Source organism: Cellulomonas sp. Root485 (assembly GCF_001426705.1).
Taxonomy (GTDB): domain Bacteria; phylum Actinomycetota; class Actinomycetes; order Actinomycetales; family Cellulomonadaceae; genus Cellulomonas.
Map to the genome: position 1 here is coordinate 1,026,948 of NZ_LMFC01000002.1, position 22,531 is coordinate 1,049,478.

Consider the following 22,531-nt stretch of genomic DNA (forward strand, 5'->3'; position numbering starts at 1 on the left):
GTCGAGGCTGTCGGGCCCCCCTTCGACCCGCTGATCTCGACGTTACGGAACGCGGGTGGCGCCCGTGATGGGCCGAAGGTCCTCGGGACGCACGACGGGCCGGTCCCCGGGTGGGGGCCGGCCCGTCGTACGCGAGCGTGCTGGTTACCGCTGGAGGGTCAGCAGACCCGGCCGGTAGGGCAGGTTGTTGTAGTCGGGGTTCACGTTGGGGTCACGACCCTGGTAGAGCAGCTGCAGGTTGCAGGGGTCGATCGTCTTGGTCTGGTCGGGGTTGGACCGGACCAGGTCACCGTGGCTGATGTCGTTGGTCCACGTCGCGCCGCTGTTGGCCTTGCCCGCGAACGGGTTGCTCTCGGTGGCGGCCTGCGGCGTCCACGTGCCGTCGAGGCTCGAGGACGTGAACGAGCGGAAGTACCGCCCGCGCGAGCCCATCGCCTCGACGATCATCAGGTACTGGTTCTGACCGGCGACCTTGTAGACCTCCACGCCCTCGAACAGGTTGGCCTGGGTGTCGCTCATGATCGTCGTGTAGCTCGAGCCGAAGCTGCTCGGGAAGTTCCCGATCGGCATGCTCGCCCGGTAGATCTTCCCGTTGTCGCCGGCGAAGAACAGGTACATGTTCTGCCCGTCACCGATCAGCGTCTGGTCGATCGGACCGGTCCCGGACCCGGTGATGCTGCCCGTGAACAGCGGCTGCGGCGACGACCACGAGTTCACGTTCGTCGGGTCGGTCGAGGTCCGGTAGATGAACGGCCACTGACCCCACTGGTAGGCCAGCACCCAGATGTTCTTGGGCGCGAAGTAGAACAGCGTGGGAGCGACCGTGCCCGACGGGAGCGCGTTCTGGCTCGCGCTGGCCATGTCCGACCAGTTCGTGAACGGGGTGAACGACATCGAGCCGTAGTTGCCGTTCACGACGTTCGACGCGTACACGATGTGCTTGCCGTTGTAGACGACGTTCGTGAAGTCCTTCAGCGACGTCCAGCCCGACTTCGGCTGGGCCAGGACGCCGGAGGAGGTCCACCGGTAGCTCGACGGCAGGGAGCACGTCGGGTTGCTGGTGGGCGTCGGGGTGGGGTTCGGGGTGACGGTCGGGGTCGGCGTCGGGTTGGTGGTCGGAGTCGGGGTCGGGGTGGGTGTGACGCCCCCGTTGCACACAGTGCCGTTCAGGCTGAAGCTCGTCGGCGACGGGTTGCTGCCGCTGTACGCGCCGTTGAACCCGAACTCGATGGTCCCGCCCGCGGGGATCTGCGGGTTGTAGCCGACGTTCTTCGCCGTGACCTGGTTGCCGCTCTGCGTGGCGGTCGTGCTCCACGCCTGCGTGATGGTCTGGTTGCCGGGGAAGGCCCAGGTGAGCGTCCACCCGTTGATCGCCGACCCCAGGTTGGTGATCTTGACGCTGGCGGTGAAGCCGGTGCTCCACGAGGTCGCGGTGTAGCTGACCGAGCAGCCCGTGCCGGGTCCCGAGGTCGGGGTCGGGGTGGGGGTGGTCGGCGTCGGGTCGGGCGTGGTGGGCGTCGGGTTCGGTGTCGTCGGGTTCTGGGTCGGCGTCGCCGCGTTCAGCGCGTTGAGGACCGAGGTGTACGCGGCCTTCTTGTTGCCGGACGAGTCGAACAGCAGCGGGTTGGCCCCGGTGCGCCACGAGTCGTTGTCCCGGACGCCCCACACGGTGATGCCGGTGCAGCGGGCCACGGCCAGGCACGCGCGGGTGACGGTCTGGTAGATGTTCGCCTGGTTGCCACCCTGCTCGACGTCGAGCTCGGTGATCTGCACGTCGACGCCGAGGTCCGCGAACCGCTGGATGTTCGCCTGGTAGTCGCTCGCGATCGTGGTGCCCAGGTGGCTCTGCAGACCGACGCAGTCGATCGGGACGCCGCGGGACTTGAAGTCCTTGACCATGTTGTAGATGCCGGTGGACTTCGCGTTGATGCCGTCGGTGTTGTAGTCGTTGTAGCAGAGCTTGGCGCCCGGGTCGGCGGCGCGGGCGGCGCGGAACGCGGCCTCGATCCAGTCGTTGCCGGTGCGCTGCAGGCTGGAGTCACGACGGCCGCCCGAGCCTCCGTCGGCGAACGCCTCGTTGACGACGTCCCAGGCGTAGACCTTGCCCTTGTAGTACGTCGCGACCTTGGTGACGTGGTTGATCGCGGCGTTGCGCAGGGCGGTGCCGGACAGGCCCTGGGCCCAGGTGGGCATCTGGTTGTGCCAGAGCAGGGCGTGGCCGCGGACCTGCTTGCCGTTGCTGCGGGCCCAGTTGACGATCTGGTCGCCGCGGCTGTAGCTGAACGAGTTCTGCGAGGGCTCGGTCGCGTCCCACTTCATCTCGTTCTCGGCCGTGATCATGTTGAACTCACGGTTGGCGACGCTCGAGTAGGTCGAGTCGCTGAGCTTGCCCGCGGAGATCGCCGTGCCGTAGTACCGGCCGGACTGGGCGGCGGCCGCGCCGAGCGTGCTGGCGGCTGCCTGCGCGGGCATGGCCACGGCCAGGCCGGTGACGGCCACCGCCAGGCTGAGGGATGCGGCGACGAGGGCTCGTCGTCCGCGTCGTGGTGTTGTCGTCATGGAACACCTCTCTGGGAACACCGCCCGGGACCGGCGGTGCGTGCTGTCGGCCGGGGAGCCCGTGGACGGACGGCGTCGACCGTCCACCGAGCTGCGGGTCGCACGGCTCGATACCGTGGCGTGTGAACGCTCACATTTGCACGGCGGTGGGTGCAGAACCAGGGCCGGAAACGTTTCGCGTTTTAACGATCAACGACCTGCCCGAGCGGGCCGCTAGCGCCGCTGGACGCGGGTGACCCACGACGACGACAGGCTCTCGTCCTCCAGGTCGAGCTCCCGCATCATCCGGCGCATCACGGCCTCGTCGAGCTCGCCGGAGTCCCGGCGGTCCATGAGCACCTCGCGCTGCGCGGCGACGATCTCGCGGCGCAGCCGTTGCGTGCGCAGGCCCTCTTCTGCGGTCGGCACCTTCGACGGGCTGACCTGCCGCATCACCCCGGTCAGCCCGGACGCCTCCGCGAGCGGGTCGGGCTCGTCGGGCAGCAGCTCGTCGGCCGAGTCGGGGTCGAGCATGACCGCGGCCGCGGTCGCGCGGGCACGCCACACCCCGGACAGGCGCTCGATGAGCTCGTCGGCGCGCTCCGGTCCGAGGTGCGCGCTCCAGTCCTCGCGCTGCCGCTCCAGCACCTCCTGGACCGCGTCCGCCGTCGCCACCCGGACGGCCGCCTCCTGCGCGGCGTCCTGCACGGACTCGTCGGCCGACCCGACGCCGAGCCGCCGGATGACCCACGGCAGCGTCAGCCCCTGGATGAGCAGCGTGCCGATGGCCACCGTGTACGCCGCGAGCTGGATGGTCGCGCGCTCGGGGAACGGCTCACCCGCGCTCGTGATCGGGATGGCGGCCGCGGCCGCGAGGGTGACCACCCCACGCATCCCCGCCCACGACACCACCGCGGACTCGCGTGGGCTCAACGAGTCGCCAGGTGGTCGGTGGGAGCCGCGCAGGCGCAGGTGGTCGAACCGTGCGGTGACGACGATGTAGACCGGCCGCACCAGGATGGCGACGACCAGGACGAGGAGCGAGACCGCGATCCCGTGCCGGAGCCCCTGGTCGGAGGCGATGACGTCGCGCACCACCCACGGCAGCTGCATGCCGATGAGCGCGAACGTGAACGCCTCGAGCAGCAGGTCGACGGTGGACCAGATCGGCTCCTCGTAGAGCCGCGTCGCGTAGCCCGCCCGCGGGGAGGTGTGACCGAGGTACAGGCCCGCCGCGACGACGGCCAGCACGCCCGAACCCGCCAGCGCCTCCGCGGACCAGTAGGCCGCGAACGGGGTCAGCAGACCGATCGCGGAGGCGACCACCGGATCGTCGAGCCGCAGCCGGACCATGTGCACGACGAACGCGATGACGAGCCCGACCGTCACCCCGGCGCCGACCGCGAGCGCGAAGATCGTCAGCCCGTCGGCGAGCGCCCAGGCACCGGTCGCGACGCCGGCGAGGGCGACCTTGTAGAGCGTGAGGGAGGTGGCGTCGTTGATGAGGCTCTCGCCGGACAGGAGCGTCATGACGCGGCGGGGCAGGCCGAGGCGCTTGCCGACGGCTGCTGCGGCGACCGCGTCCGGCGGTGCGACGACCGCGCCCAGCACGAGCGCGGCCAGGAACGGGACCCCGGGCTCCATCCACCAGAACACCAGCGCGACGACCACCGCACTGACCAGCACGAGACCGACGCCGAGCCGGGTGATCGAGTTCAGCGACGTCCGGAAGTCGCGGTAGGAGCTCGACAGCGCGGCGGAGTACAGCAGCGGCGGGAGCACGAAGTCGAGCAGGATCTCCGGCTCGATCTCGAAGCGCGGGATCGCCGGCACGAACGAGACGACGATCGCGGCGGCGACCAGGACCAGGGGACCCGGCCACCCGCGCCGCCGGCACACCGCGGTGACGGCGACCGCGCCCGCGACCAGCAGGAAGACCTCGACACTGTGCACGGCGCACCCCTCCCGCCACGACGGCTGCCGGTCCTCAGCGACCCTACAAGCGACGATCTCTTCCGGCCGCGGGGCACGGGTGCCACGATGAGGACGACGGCACGTCAGGTGCAGGAGAGCGGGGGGGTCGAGATGCCGTACTTCCTGATCGAGCGGAACTTCGCCGAGGATGTCGAACCACACTTCGGCGCGTTCGACGAGATCAACCGGATCAACGACGCCGAGGGCGTCCGGTGGCTCTACTCGTTCCTCTCGCTCGACCGACGCAAGACGTTCTGTCTCTACGAGGCCCCGTCGGCCGACGTGGTCCGCCGGGCCGCAGTCGCGGCGGGTCTCCCGGCCGACGTGGTCGTCGAGGTGACCGGGACCGTCACGCCGGACGGGGCCATGGCCAGCCTCTGACTCACGCGAGCAGCCCGTGGGCGACGGCGTACATCGCGGCCCGCGTCCGGTTCTCGCAGCCGGTCTTGATGCGGATGTTGCGCACGTGGTTGGCGGCGGTGTTCTCGCTGATCACCAGCGCCCCGGCGATCTGCCGGTTGCTGAGACCCTCGGCGAGCAGGCACAGGACCTCGACCTCGCGGTCGGTGAGTCCGTCCGGGTGCGAGGGGCGCGTCGAGGTGTCGCCGACTGCATCGAGCCGACGAAGGACGCGCGTCAGGCCGAGAGTCGTGGCCGTGGACCGGGCGCTCCGCTCCAGGGCACGGACGTCGCAGCCGTCCGCACCGTGCCGGCGGTGGTGTGCGACGTGCGCCGCGAGCGTCTCGGCCCGGTGCACAGGCGCACCCATGTCGACGTCCATCTGCTCCGCCCGGGCGAACGAGCGCTCGGGGTCCCCGCGGCCCAGCAGCGAGTCCAGCTGCCCGAGGTAGCGGTCCGCGCTGCCCATCACCGCGACGAACCCTCCGACCGCGAGGTTCATCCCGGTGAACGGTGCTACCGCGGGCCGGAGCCGCGCGGCGACGTCGACGTCCTCCAGGTCGACGGCAGCGTCGCACAGCAGGGCGAGAACACCCGACCCGGCGATCGTGCTCGCCCACTCGTCCGGCACGAGCCAGGTCAGCACCCGCCGCGCGTCGTCGGACATGCCGAGCTCGGTGTACAGGGCGAGCAGCCCGGGCGCCCAGGTCGCGTGCACGTCCTCGCGGCCCGTGAGGATGCCACGGACGGACTCGAGACCGCCCGTCTCGCGGCGCAGCATGAACTGCTGGAAGCTCCACGGTCCGGACGTCCCCTCCGCCTCGAACGTGGAGCCGAGCTCGACGAGGGCTGCGGAGGTGCGCGTGGCGTCGGCGAAGCGACCGGTGACGAACTGGCGGGAGTAGTCCACGCTGCCGGCCCAGTAGGCGAAGTAGGGCTGGCGGGTGGCGACGGCGGTCTGGGCGAGGTCGGAGCGCGCGTCGGCGAGCCCGCGGTCGTCTCCCGTGATGTACGAGATGAGCGAGCGCTGGAACGCGGCGTGGCCCAGGTGCCACAGGTCACCCTTCTGCCGGGACAGTCCTGACACCTCCTCGGCGCGCGCCAGGGCGGTGGGGAGGTCGGCAGGCGTGTGCCCGTGCATGAAGCTCGCCTCCAGCACGTGGACGAGGAGGTCCTCGTCATCGAGCTGGCGCGCCTGTGCGATGGTCTCCGTCGCCAGCTCGCACGCCTCCTGGTGCCGGTGCTCGTACACGAGGGCGCGTCCGAGGCTCGCGCGTGCCCGGACCCGCAGCGCGTCTCCCCGGACCACGGGTGCGGCGGCGAGCGCGGTCAACAGCAGCTCGACCGCACGGGTGCTGGGCCTGGAGGAGCGCCAGGTGCTCTCCTCATACATCACGGCGCCCCGCAGCCGGTGCGGAGACGTGCCGTCGGCCGCCACTGTCTCCGCCAGCTCCCGGGCAGCGGGCAGGTCCCCGGCCAGGACCCAGCACGCGGCTGCGCGGAGGCGGGTGTCGTCCGCTGTCGCGGGGTCGGGCTCGAGCGCCGCGGCGCGGGCGAAGAGCTTCGCCGCCTCGTCGTGAGCGAGCGCCTCCTCGGCCAGACGGCCAGCCTCGAGCAGATAGCGGACGGCCTCGGCGGTGTACCCCAGGACGTGGGCGCGGTCGTAGTGGTCCGCGAGCTGCTGCACCCGTGTCGCGGCTCGAGGGCCGGGTTGCTCCAGTGCCTGGGCGACCCGCAGGTGCAGGTGGGTCCGCCGGGCAAGGGGGACCAGGTCGAGCACGACCTGGCGGGCGAGGGTGTGGGGGAACTGGAGCAGACCGTCGGCGCCGGGGCGCTGCTCGAGCAGGTGCCGGTCCACTGCCGACCCGACGTGCTCGAGCGCCTCGCCGGCCTCGCAGCGTGACGCCCGCAGCAGCAGGTCGAGGTCGACGACGTCGCCGATGATCGCGGCGACCTCGAGCGTCTCGCGTGCCTCGGGCCGCAGGGTGCGGAGCCTGCTCTCGATCGTGTCCTGGACCGACTGCGGCGCCGGACTGTCGGGACGCAGCTCGTCGACGTCACCCGCCCCGAGGTCCCGCACGAGCTCACGGAGGAAGAACGGGTTCCCGCCGGTCCGATCACGCAGACGGGCTGCCAACCCTGCTCCTCGACCCTCCCTGGCCTGGCCCTCACGCACCAGGTACTCCTCGATCTCGCCGGTGTCCAGCGGGCGCAGATCGATGCGCCGGACGCCGTCGAGCCGGTACAGGCGGGCCAGGCGGTCGACGAGCCCGGCCGAGCGGTCGGGGGCGGTCGTGCGCAGGGTCGCCAGCAGGAGGAGCTCGGTGGACGGGGTGCTCTCGACGACGTAGGACAGCAGGTCCAACGCGCTCTCGCTCGCCCAGTGGACGTCCTCGAGGAGGAGCACCAGGGGGCGGTCCGCAGCGGCCGCCAGCAGCGTCTCGACGACGGCGTCCACGACGTCCTGACGGTAGCCGAGGTCGACGGGCGGTCCGCCGACGTCGACCTGTGATCCCGTCACCGCGTCGAGCATGGCCAGGACGCGGTCGCGGGACAGTCGGGACGATGTCCGCAGCTCGAGGGTGCCGTCAGCGACCGCCGGGCGGAGCGAGGCCATCGCCTCCCCGAACGGCTGGTAAGGCGTACCGAGGTCGGCGGCGCAGCTCCCGGCGACCACGACGGCGCCGGAGCGCTCGAGCCGGCTCGCCGTCTCGGCCAGGAGGCGCGACTTGCCTACCCCCGGCTCGCCACCGACGAACCAGACCTGGCGGTGGCCACGGGTCGCGGCCGACCAGGCCTCGTCCAGCTGGGCTCGCTCGGTGCGCCGGCCGACGAAGCTGCTCGGTGAGGCCTCGGTCCAGCGGAGCGAGCTGTGCGGTGCCGTCCAGGCGGACACGGTCGTCACGCTAGTCCGGTCCTTGCGGGCGGGTCGATGGTCACTTCTGACCATCGGCGATCCCGCCCGAGGACAGGTAGTTCCGGTCATGTCAGGGCGTCGACCGCTTCCTAGCGTCGATCAGGTCCGAACCGCCGATGCCGAAAGGTCCTGCCATGAACGCCATCACCTGGCCGCGAGTCCTGCGCCTCGTCGCGCCCGCACTGCTCCTCGCCCTGATCGCCCCTCCGGCAGGTGCGGCGCCACCGCGCGAACAGGTCGCGGCCACGCGCGGCGGTCCCGGAGTCGTCGCGGCGTGGAACGAGATCGCCGGAGAGGTCGCCCTCGCGGCGTGCCTTGCTCCGGCCGCCGACCCTCCGCACGAGGCGCGCATGTACGCCATGATGCACCTCGCCGTCCATGACGCCCTGAACGCGATCGACCGGCGCTACGAGCGCTACGTGCCAGGACGCGGGACCGTGCGGGACGCCTCACCCGAGGCCGCGGTGGCCGCGGCTGCCCGCGGAGTTCTCGTCCCGGTCGCCGGCCAGGTGCTCGACCCGCTCGGCGCCGAGTGTGCGGCAGCGGGCGTGGACGTGGCGGAGCAGGCGTACGCGGAGAGGATCGGTGCGGTCCGCGACGGACGCGCGAAGGCGGCGGGCATCGCGGTCGGTGAGGCGGCAGCGGCGAAGATCCTGGAGCTGCGTGCCGACGACGGCGCGCCCACGACCCTGCTCGACCCGTCGTACCCCCAGGGCACCGAGCCCGGGGAGTGGCGCTTCACGCCCGGCTTCGATGTCGCCGCCCTGCCCACGTGGGGACAGGTGCATCCGTTCCTCGTGACGCGAGAGCTGTCCTACCCACGTGCGTACCGGCCGTACCCGCTGACCAGCCGCCGGTACGCGGCGGACGTCGCCGAGGTCCAGCGGCTCGGTGGCGACGGGACGACGACACCCAGCGACCGCACGCCCGAGCAGACCGAGGTGGCCCTCTTCTGGCTGGAGAGCTCCCCCCTGCAGTGGAACCGGGTCGCGCGGACGCTGGCGCAGGGGTCGGGGATGGACCTGTGGGAGAGCGCGCGGATGTTCGCGCTGCTCGACGTCGCGCTGTCCGACGCCTACGTCGACGCGTTCCGGGTCAAGTTCGAGCTGAAGTTCTGGCGGCCGGTCACGGCCATCCGTGAGGCCGCCTCCGACGGCAACCCGGCGACGACCGCGGACCCCACCTGGACGCCGCTCGTGGCGACGCCGCCGATCCCGGACCAGTACTCGGGGCATGCCGCCGAGGGTGCAGCCGCCACCGAGGTGCTCCGGCGGGTGATCGGCACCGACCGCGTCTCGTTCACCACGTGCAGCCTGACGCTGCCCGAGGGCCAGCAGTGCGACGACCCGAACCCGGTTCTGCGCTCGTACGAGCGCCTCTCGCAGGCGTCCGCGGAGAACGGGGAGTCGCGGATCCTTGTGGGCTTCCACTTCCGGCACGCGGTCGACGACGGCTTCGTCGCCGGCGCGGTGATCGGGAGGGACACCGTGCAGGGAGCGCTTCGACCGCTCCACCGCGCGCAGGGACCTCGATGAGGTGACACGCGAGCGCCGCTCCGCCGGACGGTGGAGCGGCGCTCGCTGCGCGTGCGTCAGGCGACCACCGAGCGGCGCCGACCGAGGAGCGCGAGCCCTGCGCCCACGGCGGCGAGCACGAGCCCCACGACCGCGAGGACTCCCGCTGACGACGGCGGGATGCCCAGGTGCACCGTGATCCCGAGGATTCGCGACAGCCCCCACGGCAGCAGCGCCATCTGGTCGTTCCAGAGGGTGAGCGCCCTCTCGAGACCGATGGCCGCGACACCGCCGGCGATGACCGCGAGGGCCGTCCCGCCGGCCAGGAGCGTCGCGCCGAGGGACCGGGTGGTGCCCAGCCCGTAGGCGCGCCGGAGCACCAGGGCGACCACGACGAACAGCCAGCAGAAGGCCGCGAACGCCACGGTGATGTACGCGGTGCGCGACGCGGGGTCCGTCCAGAAGCCGAACCAGTAGCGCCCAGGACCGCGGACGACGAGCGCGACGAGGAGGATCACCGTGCGCAGCAGCACCACGCCGCCCAGGGCCGCCCACAGGTGGAACGGGTCCCGGCCGCGCACCACCCGGCGCAGCACGGCGGCGAGCACCAGCCAGGCGCCGAGGGTGGCGACGAGGTGCGCGGGCGCCGCGAACCACGTGTACACGCAGCGGCTGAGCACCAGGACGACCGCGGGCAGCGCCCAGACGAGGACCCGGTCGGTGCGGGTCGTCGGGGCGGGCACCTCGCCGAGCCGCCACGGACGCGTCGCCGCGACGACCAGCGCACGCAGCGCCGCCGCACCCGGGAAGCGCGCGGACGCGAACCCGAGCACCAGCACGACGACGACCGCGAGGAGCAGACCGCGCGCCGCCCAGGCCATCGCCGGGTCCCGGTCGGCACGGTCGCTTCCCAGGTCGGCCGCGGTGAAGCTGTACGCGGGCAGGTCGAGGTCGCCCGCGTACCGCTCGACGTGCGCGGACCGGGCCGCGCGGTACTCCCGCTCGGCGGTCAGCCACTGGTCGTGCGCCGTCGCGCTGCCCGTGTCGAGCCACTGGGCGTGCCGCAGGATCGTCGCCCGGTACGCGGCGAGCGTGGCGAGCAGGTCCGTCTCGTAGTCGAGGGCGTCGACGAACGACCGGTAGAGCTCGGGGGAGTGCCACGCGCCAGGAGACGTCGCCGCGACCTGGTCACGCATCCCCGCGGACACCTCCGCCGCGCCCGCACCGTCGGCGATCGCGGAGCTCAGGTCGTGGCGGCTGACCTCGTAGATACTGTCGAGCGCCGCGGAGTCGCCCGTGACGATGTCCCACTCGAAGATCCACATCATCGGCGGCGGCTCGAGGCCGAGCGCCTTGACGCTCTGCTCCGCGAACGGCTGGATGTACAGGCCGCGGGTGATCGCCTCGCGAGAGCGTGAGAGCGCCTCGGTGACAGCGCTCGCGGTCGCCGGGTCCGACGACAGCGTCTGCCGCACCCAGTCGCCGGTCACCTGCGACGGCTCGGTGTCGGGGTCCCACGCGAGCCGCGCCGTGCCGTACGTGTTCAGGTCGTACATCTGCCAGAACCCGGTCCGCAGGTACAGCGTCATCGGCCCGGCACGCAGCGGTCCGCCGTCCTGCGTCCAGTTCCAGACGCCCTCCACGTGCGGGTTCGCCGCGAGGAACTGCCGCAGCGCCTGCGCCTCGTCGGCCACCAGGTCGTTGGGCAGCGCGCCGAACCCCTCGAACTCCCGACGGGCCTGGAACTCGACGATGCGGCGGTGCGACCCGGTCTCGAGCGTCGGGTTGAGCGGGAGGTGGCTGTAGAAGTCACCCATCGTGTACTTGGTGGACACGATCAGGTGCGGGTCGTCGATCCCGCCCAGGACGGCCTCGTAGGACTCCGGGTTGGTGTGCAGGTCGCCGACCGCCCCCACGCCCACGGTCCACGTGCGGAAGATGATCTCGCGGTCGTGCGCGCTCGCGGTCTCCAGCAGCGCGGTCAGCATCGCCTGGACGGAGGACTGGGACGTGACCGCCAGCCGCGACGAGAAGTCCCACCCGGCCTGGTAGACCGCGCCGCCCTCACCGACGCGGACCATGAGCCCGTCGACGAACGGCATGCTCTCGAACAGCTCGGACAATCCTGCCTGGTACACCGACCACAGCGCGGGGTCGTCGACGTCGAGCCCGCCCACCGTCCGCTCCAGGTACGCCTCGAGCGGCGGGGAGACGGCGAGCATGTCGGTCAGCAGGTAGACCTGCATCCCCATCTCCTGCGCGTACGCGAAGACCGGGCCGAACGCCGCGACCATCGCCTCCGCCCGCGCCACGTGCGGGTCGCCCTGCGGGTAGACCTCGTGCCCGTCGCCGACGCCGCTGAACGTCACGTACTCGAGGAACCCGGGCACGACGACGCCGTTGTACCCCTGCCGCAGCGCGTGCTGGACCAGCTGGCGGAACTGCGCGTCGATCTCGTCGACCACGTCCTGGTCGACCCACGGCGCCTCCGGCAGCACCGCGCCGGCGACCACGTCGGTGTTGAGGGAGTAGTCGGTGCCGGTCGCGAACCCGTCCGGGTCGGCCTCGCGGCCCACCGATCCGGAGTCCACGAGCCGCAGGCCGAGGCGGGGTTCGACGGTCGCGCCGTCCGCGGGCAGGGCGGCGCCGGAGCGGATCCGGTCGGCCAGCGCGTAGAGGCCCGCGGCTGCGCCGGCCGGCTCGGAGGCCTCCAGGACGATCCGGCCGTCCGTCGTCACGCGGTAGGCCTCGGCCGAGTCGGCGAACGGCGGCACGAGGCTGACCGTCAGGTCGGCGCCGCCCGTCGCGACACCGACCGTCGGCGCAGGCAGCCCCCGTGCGGTCAGCGCGTCGGAGACGGCCGAGGCCGCCAGCCCCACCTGCTCGCCCGCGGGGACGTCGATGGTGGCGATCGCGGGCGCGGGCACCAGCGGGTCGAGGTCGACGGCCGACACCGCGGCGGGCGGCGTGTCGGCTGGCTCGTAGCTCAGCCCGAGGGCCTGCCCGACGCCCATGGCGACGAGGGCGCCGAGCGCAAGGACGACGAGGGCCGCGACGAGGGACGGCCAGGCACGGGAGCGGGACACCGGCGCAGTGTAGGAACGCTTCCTGAGTCCCTGTGGCGGTGGTCACAGCCGCCCCAGGATCAATCGGACGGAGCGCCCGTCCAGCATCACCCGATCGGCCTACCGCGCCACTCGTCGGCGAGCAGGGCGTACGTCAGGCCGTCGATCCACCCCCGCGACCGGTGCAGCGCGTCGCGGACGCTGTGCTCCTCGCGCCGCATGCCGAGCCGCTCCATGAGGCGCCACGACGGCTCGTTGTCGGCGAAGCAGACGGCCCGCACCCGTCGCAGGCCGAGGTCCTCGAAGCTGATCCGCAGCAGCTCGGCGACCGCCTCGGTGGCGTACCCCTGACCGCCGTGCTCCGGGTCGAGCACCCAGCCCAGCACCGCCTGCCGGGGGCGCTCGGGGTCGTCCTGCGCCCAGGAGTCCTCGATCTGGAGCATGAGGTCGCCGATGACCCGACCGTCGAGCTCGACGACCAGCGTGAGGGCGAGCCGGTCCGGGGCGCGCACGCGGGCGACGTAGGCGTCGCGCTCGCCGACGGTGTGGCTCAGCCACTCGTCCACGCCGGGCTTCCGCCGGAGCTGCCAGATGGCGTCGGCGTCGTCGGCGGTCGCTGGGCGCAGGGAGAGGCGGGCGGTGCGGACGGGCCAGGGGACGGCACTCAGGTCCTGGGGCATGCCGGCATTCTGACCGAGGCCACCGACAGGGGCATGACATCAGCGGCGCCGCATCCGTCCCACGACGGACGAGATTCCCGCAGGTCGGCGTCAGGCGAGCCCGTCGAGGTACCGCAGGATCAGTCCTTCGCGCAGCGCCCAGGGGGAGACCTCGAGCTCGGCGAGCCCGAACGCCCGCATCGTCTCCGCCAGCACGATGCCCCCCGCGACGATCTGGAACGTGCGGTCCGCGGTGATGCCGGGCAGGGCGGGCCGCGCGTCGGCGGGGATGCGCGCGAGCCGCGGCACCCAGTCCTCCAGCTCGGTGCGCCGCAGCAGCCGCCGGTCCTGCGGGCCGACGCCGTCCGCGCGCGATCCCGCCAGCCGGGCGAGCGAGCGGATCGTCTTGGACGACCCGACCACGTGCGCGGGGTCCGGTCGGTCGGCGAAGCGCGACCGGGCCTCCCGCAGCCGCTCGCGCGCGTGCTGCCGGAGCGCGGCGACCTGCTCGCCGGTGGGCGGGTCGTCGTGCAGGAAGCTCACCGTCGAGCGCCCGGCGCCCAGGGGGAGCGAGACGGCCACGTCGGGGAACTCGCTGCCGCCCGCCGCGAGCTCGAGCGAGCCGCCGCCGATGTCCACGAGCAGGATCTCGCCGGCCGACCAGCCGAACCACCGCCGGACCGCGAGGAACGTCAGGCGCGCCTCGTCGTCACCGGTCAGGACCTGGAGGCGGACGCCGGTCGTCTCCTCGACGAGGGCGAGCACGTCGGGGCCGTTCGCGGCCTCGCGCACGGCGGACGTGGCGAACGGGAGCAGCTCCTCGATCTCGGCGGCCGCACCGGCGGCGACGGCGTCGGCCACCGCGGTGACGATGGCGTCCACACCCTCGTCGCTGATCGCGCCCTCGGGGGTGAGGTAGCGCATGAGGCGCAGCACGGACCGGTGCGACGACTGCGCGACGGGTGGGCCGCCGCGGTGGGCGTCGACGACGAGCAGGTGGACGGTGTTCGATCCGACGTCCAGCACCCCGAGTCGCATGCCTCGCACGCTACGGCCTCCCGCCGCGTCACAGGAGGTTCACAGGCTGGTCATCCGGACGTGTCCGAGATGTCCGGCCACCGTCGCCGGGGCACAGTTCCCTGGCGTGCATGAGACGCACCGCAGCACTCTCTGTCCTTGCGGCGACCGTGACCGTCGCCCTGCTCGCTCCGACCCCGGCGACGGCGGGTGACCGTGGCGGCGCCGGCCATGGCGGTGGCCCGCAGCACGTCGTCCAGCCCACCCTCGTCGCCCGCGCGACGCTGTCCGCGGACTTCCTCGCCCCCGGGCCGCCGTCGGGTGCCCTGGCCACGGCTGCCAACGGCCGCCAAGGTCCGTTCGCCGGCCAGGTGATCCCGGGCTTCTCCGGCGTGGTCGACGCCGGGGACGGAACCTTCTGGGCATTGCCCGACAACGGCTTCGGCACCAAGGCGAACTCCGCCGACTTCCTCCTGCGGCTGTACCACGTGACGCCGGACTGGCAGACGGCCCGCGGCGGAGCCGGTCAGATCGGCGTCGGGGAGTTCCTCTCCCTGAGCGACCCGGACCACCGGATCGACTTCCCGATCGTCAACGAGACCACCCCGGACCGCCTGCTCACGGGTGCGGACTTCGACGTCGAGTCGGTGGTCCGCGCCAAGGACGGGAGCTTCTGGATCGGCGAGGAGTTCGGTCCGTTCCTGCTGCACGTCGACGCCGCAGGAAGGCTGCTCGCGGCGCCCGTGCCGTTCGTCGGCGGCAAGTCGCCGCAGAACCCGTACCTGCAGCCGGGCGAGACCCCGAACGTGCGGGCGAGCCGCGGGTTCGAGGCGATGGCCGGCTCGCACGACGGCCGGTTCCTCTACCCGATCTCCGAGGGCGCGTTCGTCGACGACGCCGACCAGCGTCGCCGCACGATCTACGAGTTCGACACCACCACCGGCGCCTACACGGGCCGCACCTGGGCGTACCAGACGCACCAGGACGCCAACGTCATCGGCGACGCGTTCCTCACCGGCAAGCGCGAGCTGCTCGTCATCGAGCGGGACGACTTCCAGGGTGCGACGTCGGTGGTCAAGCGTGTGTACCGGGTCGAGCTCGACAAGACCGACGCCGAGGGCTACGTGCGCAAGACGCTGGTGCTCGACGCCCTGAAGATCGCCAACCCGGACCGCCTCGGTTCCGGCGACGGCTACGGCACGGACGACCCCTTCTCCCTGCCGGTGCAGTCGTTCGAGACGGTCGTGCAGCTGCGCGACGGCCGTCTGCTCCTCGCGAACGACAACAACTACCCGGGCAACGCCGCGCGGGTCGCGGGCACGCCGGACGACACGGAGATGGTCGTCGTCGACCTGCGGCGCGTCCGGGCAGCCACGCCGGGGGAGGTGACCGTCGTCGGGCACCGCGGCGCCAGCGGCTACCGGCCCGAGCACACGCTCGCGTCCTACGAGACGGCGATCCTGCAGTGCGCCGACTACATCGAGCCCGACCTCGTCTCGACGAAGGACGGCGTGCTCGTGGCCCGGCACGAGAACGAGATCAGCGGGACGACGAACGTCGCCGACCGCGCGGAGTTCGCGGCCCGCAAGACGACCAAGACCATCGACGGGCGATCCGTGACCGGCTGGTTCACGGAGGACTTCACGCTCGCCGAGCTCAAGACGCTGCGCGCCAAGGAGCGGCTGCCTGCCGTCCGGCCGGCGAACACGGCGTTCGACGGGCCGTACGAGATCCCGACGTTCGACGAGGTGCTGGACCTCGCCCGCCACTCCGTGAGCTGCGACGGCCGGCCCGTCGGGGTCTACCCGGAGACCAAGCACCCGACGTACTTCGACTCGATCGGCCTCTCGCTCGAGGAGCCGCTGGTGGCCCAGCTCACGGCGAACGGTCTCAACGACCGCCGTGCACCGGTGATCATCCAGAGCTTCGAGACGGGCAACCTGCGCCAGCTCGACCGCGTGACGAACGTCGAGCTCGCCCAGCTGGTCGACTGCTCCGGAGCGCCGTACGACCTGGTGGCCGCCGCTGACCCGCGCACGTACCGGGACCTCGTGACCCGTGACGGGTTGAGGCAGGTCGCCCGCTACGCCGACGGTGTGGGCCTGTGCAAGGACGTGATGATCCCGCGGGACGCCGACGGCACGCTCGGCACGCCCACCCCGGTCATCCGGGACGCCCACAAGGCAGGGCTCGAGGTCCACGGGTGGACGTTCCGCCGCGAGAACCAGTTCCTGCCGGCGGAGTTCCGCAGCAGTGCGGACCCGATCGCCGTCGGTGACCTGACCGGGGAGATCCGTGTGTTCGTCGGAGCGGGCATGGACGGGCTGTTCAGCGACAACCCCGACCTCGCGGTGGCGACGGTCGGCTGACGCGGGGGAAGGTGCCGGCCGCTCGGGACGCGCTCCCGGGCGGCCGGCACCGTCATCCGGTGACCTGCAGGCCGACGGCCGATGCCATCGCCTCCAGGTCCTGCCGTACGTGGCGGTGCGCCGCCGACGCGTGTGCGGTCGAGCGCACGCCGTGCGGTTCCTCGGCGGCCTCGGCGGTGAACAGCACGAGGGTCTGGTCCGCTCCCCGGGGGACGAGGTGCACGGCGACGCGGAAGTCCAGCCCTTCCCAGCGCGCGTCGCCGCCGGCGGCCTCACCGGCGGTCACGGAGTCGAGGACGACGTCGGCGTGCTCGAAGTGCAGGACCCCCTCTGCAGTGAGGCTCGCGGCACCCGCCAACGCCCGCCAGGCGTCGTCCCTGCCGACGGGGAGCTCGATGCTCGCGGACGTCTCTCTCGGAATCATCGAACAGCCTCCGCGCCTCGGTACCCGTCCGGCCATCATCGGCCCGTGCCGGGCGCGTGAGAAGGCCCCGACCGCAGCAGCGGCCGGGGCCTTCTCTCGACGTCAGGGCTTCCAGACCTGGATCACGCTCGGTCGCGGTCCGCCCCACCGTCCCCCGGCGAGCGTGCCCGGCGCCACGTAGTCCGGGAAGTACGAGTGCTGCTGCGCCCACGTGCCGTTCTCGCCGGGGTGCTGCACGGCCACGTAGACCATCCCGTCGGCGTCGCGGACCACGGGCCCGCACGTCTCGGACTCGGCGGGGACCGAGAGGAACTGCTGGACGCGACCGCGCTCGGGGCCCTCGAGCGGCACCTTGAACAGGCCGTCGCAGTAGCCGATGACGCTCGGGGCGCCGTCGGTCGCGAGCCACATGTTGCCCGTCGAGTCGAACGTGACGTTGTCCGGGCAGGAGATGGGGGAGACCTGGGCGGCGGGGAACCCCGCGAAGTAGGTCGAGGTGTTCGTCGCCGGGTCGCCGCAGACCAGCAGGATGCTCCAGCCGAACGTGGTCGCCGCGGCGTCGTCGCCCGCCTCGGTGATCTCGATGACGTGACCGTCCCGGTTGTTGCTGCGCGGGTTCGGCTCGGTCGCGCCCTCCTTGCCGACCTTGCCGCGGTCGGTGTTGTTGGTGCACACGACGTAGATGCGACCCGTCGTCGGGTGCGGCTCGACGTCCTCGCAGCGGTCCATCTTGGTGGCGCCGACGGCGTCCGCGGCGAGCCGCGTGTTGACCAGGACCTCGTCGGCGGCGAACCCCGGCACCTGGCTGACACCGTCGATCACGAGCGGGATCCACTCGCCGGTGCCGTCGAAGGCCCCGTCGGACGGGAGCGCCCCGGTCCCGGTGATCTCCTCGACCGGCGAGTCCCCGGAGAACCGTGCGACGTAGAGGCTGCCGGCGGTGAGCAGCGTCTTGTTGTGCCGGCGGGCACGCAGGCTCGCGCCCGGGCGGTAGGTGTCCGTCGAGACGAACTTGTACAGGTAGTCGAACCGCTCGTCGTCGCCCATGTACGCCACCGCACGGCCCGTGCGGCCGATGACGACGTTGGCGCCCTCGTGCTTGAAGCGGCCGAGCGCGGTGTGCTTGACGGGCGCGCCGTGCGGGTCGAGCGGGTCGACCTCGACGATCCACCCGAACCGGTTCGGCTCGTTCTCGTACCCGGGCGTCCGAGCGTCGAACCGGGGGTCGACCGACTCCCAGCCGCGGACGGTCGCCTTGTCCGCGAGGCCGTAGCGCAGGTCGGCTCTGCTGGTGCCGGCCGTCCGGAAGTAGCCGTTGAAGTTCTCCTCGCCGGACAGGACCGTCCCCCACGGGGTGGTCCCGCCCGCGCAGTTGCCGAGGGTGCCCCGCGCGGTCGTGCCCGTCGGGTCCTCGACGGTCGCCAGCAGCGCCGAGCCGGCCGCCGGCCCGCTGAACGTGAACGGGGTGTTCCCCGTGATCCGCCGGTTCAGGGGAGCGCCCACGGCATACGTCCACGGCTTGCCCTTGCGCGTGCGGTACAGCTGCACGACGGCCATGCCGTGCGCGGCGATCGCGATCCGACGCTGCTCGTCGAGCTCCTCCGGCGTCGCGGCCGGCGGGAACATGATGTTCTCGTTCGTGTACTCCTGGTTGGCGACGAGGACCGCGCCGAGGCCGGTCGGCCCCTCGATGATGTCCAGGTAGTCGTTGTTGTAGCCGAACTGGCGCTCCTGCAGCTGCGCGGTCTGCGCGTTCGGGTCGAACACGTCGCGCTTCGAGAACAGCGGGTCGCCCCAGCGGATGATCGGCGACCACGTGTAGCCGTCCGGCACGACGAACGCGTCGACGGAGGCGGCCACCGGCGCGATCGGCGTGAAGCGGAGCTTCCCCTTGCCCGGTCGTCCCGACGCGGCGGCGGGCTGCGCGTCACCGACGGCCGCGCCGATGACGATCGCACCACCGGCCGCGACCGCGCCCCACAGCACCGACCTGCGCGTCAGGCTCGCGCTCGCGATGTCCCGGAAGTACGCGTTGTCGCTGGTGTTCGGCACGGGGTGGAAGCACGCGTCGGCGCACTTCAGGTGGCAGGTGACCGGGGACCGCTTGCCGGCGGTGTGGCCGGCCATGGGCAGCAGGAGCCGCCGGGACTCGCCGCGCACGGCGTCCCGGTCGTCGGTGGTCGTCATGGGGAAAGCCTCCGTCGCGAGTGGGTGCTCCCACGGTGCCAATCGCCCCCGTGCGACAGAACGGACACAGGGTGACGACCGCGTGAACGATCTCGACAGGTTGCCGACGGGCAGCCGCCCGGGAGTCACGGGCCGTTCATCCGCGCCCACCACGATGGGCGCACCACCGTCGTGAAGGAGCCTGCCGTGCGAGTCGAACGTGGTCGGACGCCCTGGTCGTCGACCGTCGTGACCGAACCCGTCTACGTCGTCGAGTTCTGGACGAGCGGCGGCGAGAGCGAGTTCTGGCGGGTGCTCGACGCCGAGGACGTCGACGACGTCATGGACTGGGCGCGCAGCCGGCAGGTCGGTCGCGTCCTGTCGGTCAGCATCGAGCACCACGACGAGTACGGGACGTCCGTGCTTCGGCTGCTCGGGGAGCCGCGCGCGCCCCGCCGGGTGATGCGCTCGGCGTGACCGCTCGTCCAACCAGGACATAGCGGACATCGCCCGACCCGCGATACGTTCCGGGTGCCGGCGCTGGTTGGCGCCGACGCCCGACGGGGGGCGACATCATGGCGACGGAGACGAACGACCGCATCGGCGTCGAGCACGCGGGCGGGCCGCCGGCCTCCGTCCTCGAGATCCGTGTGCACGGCGTGTCGAACACTCCGCCGGCGTCGATGCTCGCCGTGGACAAGGCGGACGTGCGCCGGAGCGGCGGCGACGACCTCGGGAGCTTCTGGACCCTGACCGAGGCCGCGGAAGGCAAGTACCTGGAGCCCGAGGGGACGGCCGTCGCGCGGACGTACTCCGCGGTGCCGGCGGGCATCCACCGTGAGGCGTACTCGTGGGGTGGGCTGGCGCGCCTCGCGAAGGTCCCCGGCATCCGTGAGGTGCCGGGGGTCGTGCGCGGCGTCATCCGCGCGTTCTGGGTGTTCATCATCCCGTTCGGGATGGTCAACGTCGCCCACTGGGCCCGCGACCTCCACGAGCCCGAGTCGGCCGGGCGGCGCGTCCTGCGGACGGGGAGCGGTGGCCTCGTGCGGCTCGCGGGTCTGGTCCTGACCCTGTTGTGGGTCGCGACCGCCGCGACGGTGACGCTGGGGCTGGTCGCCGCCCAGTGCTACGTGCCGGACAGCAGCGGCACGTCGACCGTCATCGCGTGCTCGGTCCTGCCGGACGCGCTCGACGGCCTGGCCGGCTGGTCGTCGGGACAGCGCGCGGCCCTCTTCGCCCTCCTTGCGGCCCTCGCGCTCCTCGTGCTCGGCGCCGTGGCATCGACCGGGATCGTGCGGTACGAGCGTGTCGTCTCACCGAAGCGTCAGCAGGAGAACGCGGACGACGATCGACCGCGGGTCATGCCCGCCGCGAAGGATGCGGCGACGAGCTGGCCCTGGCTCGCGCGGACCGGGTTCTGGGACCACGTCCGGGCGTCGACCTCGATGTGGCTGGATCACCTGGCCGCCGGGCTCTCCCTGCTCACGATCCTGGTGAGCTGGCAGCAGCTGCACCGCGCGGGGGACCAGTGCCCGAGCGTGGGGAACTACCTGCTCGCCGAGTGCCGGGACCTGTCCGGGACACCGGACGCGGGCAAGTCCTGGTTCACGCTGCTCGTCCTGGGCTGGGCCCTGCTCGCCGTCGTCGCCGTCCGGATCGGCTTCCTCCAGGTCGAGCCTGGGAGCACGTCGGGGAACGTGCGGTCGGTGATCGATGCGGGTCTGCTCGCCGCCACGGTCGCCCTCTTCGTCTGGGTCGAGGTCGAGACCGCGACGAGCGTGGAACGGCCGCTCGCGGTCGGTGACCCCGCACGGTTCGCCGGCCTCGAGGTCGTCCCGGCGGTCCTCATCGCCACGCTGGTGCTCCTCTGCGTCGCCGCCGTCGGCCTGCGAGGGCACCTGCCCGCGATCGTGTGGGCGCCGCTCGTCCTGGCCGGGATCGGCGGCGCGGTCATGACCCTCGTCGAGCGCGATGCCCAGGACGCGGACGGCGTCCGCCTGTGGGCGACGGTGACGGCGGGGGTGCTCGTCGTCCTGGGCGTCGCGGCCGTCACCGCGAACCTCCGTGCGGCCGGTCGCGCGCACCAGGGGTGGGGTGGTCGTGGTCCCGCGGTCTTCCTCGCGCTGGCGTCCGGGTTCGGCATGGTGCTGACCGGCGCCACGGTCGCGGGGGTGGTCTGGTGGCTCGAGCAGTCGCAGGTCCCGTCAGGGGTGAGCCGCTCGACGGCCGAGAGCGTGGACGCGGCCGACGCCTGGCCGCAGCCGGTGGTGACCTCGGCCGACGGGGCGCTGGACCTGTGGACGCCTGAGGGCTACCGCGAGTTCGCCGCGATGAGCCTGCTGGTGATCCTGGCCCTGGTGCTCGCCGTCGTCGTCCTCGTCGGCCGGACCTTCCTGTTCAGGACGGCGATCTCCGACGTGCCGTTCGACCCCACCCCGCCGGCCGCCGTCGGTGACGCCCGGCGTGCGGCCAAGATCGCCGCGACCCGGCGGCTCGCCACCCTGGCGCACCGGGCCGAACGGATCGTCGGGTGGCTCGCCGCCATGTTCTGGCTCGCGCTCGTCGCCACGCTCCTGGCGCGACCGGCTGGCGCGCCCGAGTCCTCCGGCGCGGTGCCGAGCGTCGTCCCGCTCTGGACCTGGCTGGACGACTGGGGTACCGGTGCGATCCTGGTCGCGGTCGGGCTGCTCGTGGCCAGCGTCGTGGTCGCGGGGTCCAGGAAGTCGCTCGTCCGCCCCTGGGGTCTGCTCTGGGACCTGATGTGCTTCCTCCCGCGCGTGGCGCACCCGTTCGGCCCGCCGTGCTACGCCGAGCGCGCCGTCCCCGAGCTGCGGGGTCGGATCGACGAGTGGCTCGGCGACGTCGAGCCGCCGGGCGACCCCGGTCGGCGGGTGGTGATGTCGGCGCACAGCCTGGGCGCGGTCGTCGTGGTCGCGGCACTGCTCGCCCGGTGGGACACCGAGACCGCGAGCACCGCGAGCGGGAACATCGCGTTCCTGTCGTTCGGGACGCAGCTGCGGTCCTACTTCGGGCGGTTCTTCCCCGAGCTGCTCGGCCCCGCCGTCCTGGGTACCAGCCCGACGCCCGGGGCCCGGGTCTGGGCCGGCGACCCGTGGAAGCGGGAGACGGACGGCGCCGTCGTCCCCGAGTTCGGCGCGTGGACGCTGGCCGGCTCCCTCACGCCCGCGGTCGACCTCACCGCGGGCCGTCGGAACCGGACACGGTGGCGCAGCCTCTGGCGCCGGACGGACTACCTCGGTTTCCCGGTGAACGGGTACTTCGTCGGAGCGGACGAGGTGCCCGACGGCGTGGCGATCGACCGGATGGACGCGGAGTGGGACGAGTCCGTCGATCCGGCCAAGGTCGCGACGCACGGCGGCGACCACCGGACGCCGCAGTACCGCACACAGCTCGACGCCCTCGTCGGGCTCCTGACGCCGTCGGGCGACGCGCAGGAGTAGGCGACACCCGCACTTCTCAGCCCGGGAC

General features: G+C 72.5%; 13 protein-coding genes. 5 read left to right on the top strand and 8 right to left on the bottom strand.

Annotated elements, in window-relative coordinates; translation table 11 throughout:
* Positions 1-144: 144 nt before the first annotated feature.
* On the bottom strand, positions 145-2,559 hold the full coding sequence (locus ASD16_RS13265; RefSeq protein ID WP_055917911.1) for a non-reducing end alpha-L-arabinofuranosidase family hydrolase: 2,415 nt from the start codon (positions 2,557-2,559) through the stop codon (positions 145-147).
* A gap of 213 nt (positions 2,560-2,772) precedes the next feature.
* Positions 2,773-4,491: a sodium:proton antiporter gene (locus ASD16_RS13270; RefSeq protein ID WP_055917914.1), complete on the bottom strand. Its 1,719-nt coding sequence runs from the start codon at positions 4,489-4,491 to the stop codon at positions 2,773-2,775.
* Between the two features lie 87 nt (positions 4,492-4,578).
* Here ASD16_RS13270 and ASD16_RS13275 point away from each other — a divergent pair, with 87 nt between their 5' ends.
* On the top strand, positions 4,579-4,893 hold the full coding sequence (locus ASD16_RS13275; RefSeq protein WP_235523278.1) for a DUF4242 domain-containing protein: 315 nt from the start codon (positions 4,579-4,581) through the stop codon (positions 4,891-4,893).
* Between the two features lies 1 nt (position 4,894).
* Here the strand turns inward: ASD16_RS13275 and ASD16_RS22380 are convergent, their stop codons facing one another.
* Positions 4,895-7,816 carry an AAA family ATPase gene (locus ASD16_RS22380; protein WP_055917917.1) on the bottom strand — a complete coding sequence of 974 codons (2,922 nt, stop codon included), beginning with the start codon at positions 7,814-7,816 and terminating at the stop codon, positions 4,895-4,897.
* A gap of 146 nt (positions 7,817-7,962) precedes the next feature.
* Between ASD16_RS22380 and ASD16_RS13285 the strand changes: the two genes are divergently transcribed.
* Positions 7,963-9,363, top strand: a complete 1,401-nt coding sequence (locus tag ASD16_RS13285; protein ID WP_055917919.1) for a vanadium-dependent haloperoxidase — start codon at positions 7,963-7,965, stop codon at positions 9,361-9,363.
* Between the two features lie 56 nt (positions 9,364-9,419).
* Here the strand turns inward: ASD16_RS13285 and ASD16_RS13290 are convergent, their stop codons facing one another.
* From ASD16_RS13290 to ASD16_RS13300, 3 genes are all read right to left on the bottom strand, one after another.
* The gene (locus tag ASD16_RS13290) at positions 9,420-12,428 is read right to left on the bottom strand and encodes a hypothetical protein (RefSeq protein ID WP_082570829.1); all 3,009 of its coding nucleotides are present in this window, start codon (positions 12,426-12,428) and stop codon (positions 9,420-9,422) included.
* 86 nt (positions 12,429-12,514) lie between these two features.
* Entirely contained in the window at positions 12,515-13,087 is a 573-nt protein-coding gene (locus tag ASD16_RS13295) for a GNAT family N-acetyltransferase (RefSeq protein ID WP_055917922.1), read from the bottom strand.
* A 90-nt stretch (positions 13,088-13,177) separates the two neighbouring features.
* Positions 13,178-14,104 carry a Ppx/GppA phosphatase family protein gene (locus tag ASD16_RS13300; protein WP_055917925.1) on the bottom strand — a complete coding sequence of 309 codons (927 nt, stop codon included), beginning with the start codon at positions 14,102-14,104 and terminating at the stop codon, positions 13,178-13,180.
* A gap of 110 nt (positions 14,105-14,214) precedes the next feature.
* Between ASD16_RS13300 and ASD16_RS13305 the strand changes: the two genes are divergently transcribed.
* Complete coding sequence (locus tag ASD16_RS13305; protein WP_055917928.1) at positions 14,215-16,452, top strand: esterase-like activity of phytase family protein; 2,238 nt, start codon at positions 14,215-14,217, stop codon at positions 16,450-16,452.
* Between the two features lie 52 nt (positions 16,453-16,504).
* On the opposite strand, the gene ASD16_RS13310 is transcribed toward ASD16_RS13305, so the two are convergent.
* On the bottom strand, positions 16,505-16,876 hold the full coding sequence (locus tag ASD16_RS13310) for a hypothetical protein (RefSeq protein WP_055917931.1): 372 nt from the start codon (positions 16,874-16,876) through the stop codon (positions 16,505-16,507).
* A gap of 102 nt (positions 16,877-16,978) precedes the next feature.
* A complete protein-coding gene (locus tag ASD16_RS13315; protein WP_055917934.1) occupies positions 16,979-19,063 on the bottom strand; it encodes a PhoX family phosphatase in 2,085 nt (694 codons plus the stop codon).
* 186 nt (positions 19,064-19,249) lie between these two features.
* On the opposite strand from ASD16_RS13315, the gene ASD16_RS13320 reads away from it, so the two are divergent.
* Together ASD16_RS13320 and ASD16_RS13325 are read left to right on the top strand one after the other, a co-directional pair.
* On the top strand, positions 19,250-19,519 hold the full coding sequence (locus ASD16_RS13320) for a hypothetical protein (protein ID WP_157453928.1): 270 nt from the start codon (positions 19,250-19,252) through the stop codon (positions 19,517-19,519).
* Positions 19,520-19,617: 98 nt separating this feature from the next.
* Entirely contained in the window at positions 19,618-22,503 is a 2,886-nt protein-coding gene (locus ASD16_RS13325; protein ID WP_055917940.1) for a hypothetical protein, read from the top strand.
* Positions 22,504-22,531 lie beyond the last annotated feature (28 nt).

Coding starts and splice junctions, on each gene's coding strand:
- ASD16_RS13275 (WP_235523278.1), top strand. CDS start 4,579: ATGAGGACGACGGCACGTCAGGTGCAGGAGAGCGGGGGGGTCGAGATG.
- ASD16_RS13265 (WP_055917911.1), bottom strand. CDS start 2,559: ATGACGACAACACCACGACGCGGACGACGAGCCCTCGTCGCCGCATCC.
- ASD16_RS13295 (WP_055917922.1), bottom strand. CDS start 13,087: ATGCCCCAGGACCTGAGTGCCGTCCCCTGGCCCGTCCGCACCGCCCGC.
- ASD16_RS13300 (WP_055917925.1), bottom strand. CDS start 14,104: ATGCGACTCGGGGTGCTGGACGTCGGATCGAACACCGTCCACCTGCTC.
- ASD16_RS13310 (WP_055917931.1), bottom strand. CDS start 16,876: ATGATTCCGAGAGAGACGTCCGCGAGCATCGAGCTCCCCGTCGGCAGG.
- ASD16_RS13315 (WP_055917934.1), bottom strand. CDS start 19,063: ATGACGACCACCGACGACCGGGACGCCGTGCGCGGCGAGTCCCGGCGG.
- ASD16_RS13305 (WP_055917928.1), top strand. CDS start 14,215: ATGAGACGCACCGCAGCACTCTCTGTCCTTGCGGCGACCGTGACCGTC.
- ASD16_RS13285 (WP_055917919.1), top strand. CDS start 7,963: ATGAACGCCATCACCTGGCCGCGAGTCCTGCGCCTCGTCGCGCCCGCA.
- ASD16_RS13325 (WP_055917940.1), top strand. CDS start 19,618: ATGGCGACGGAGACGAACGACCGCATCGGCGTCGAGCACGCGGGCGGG.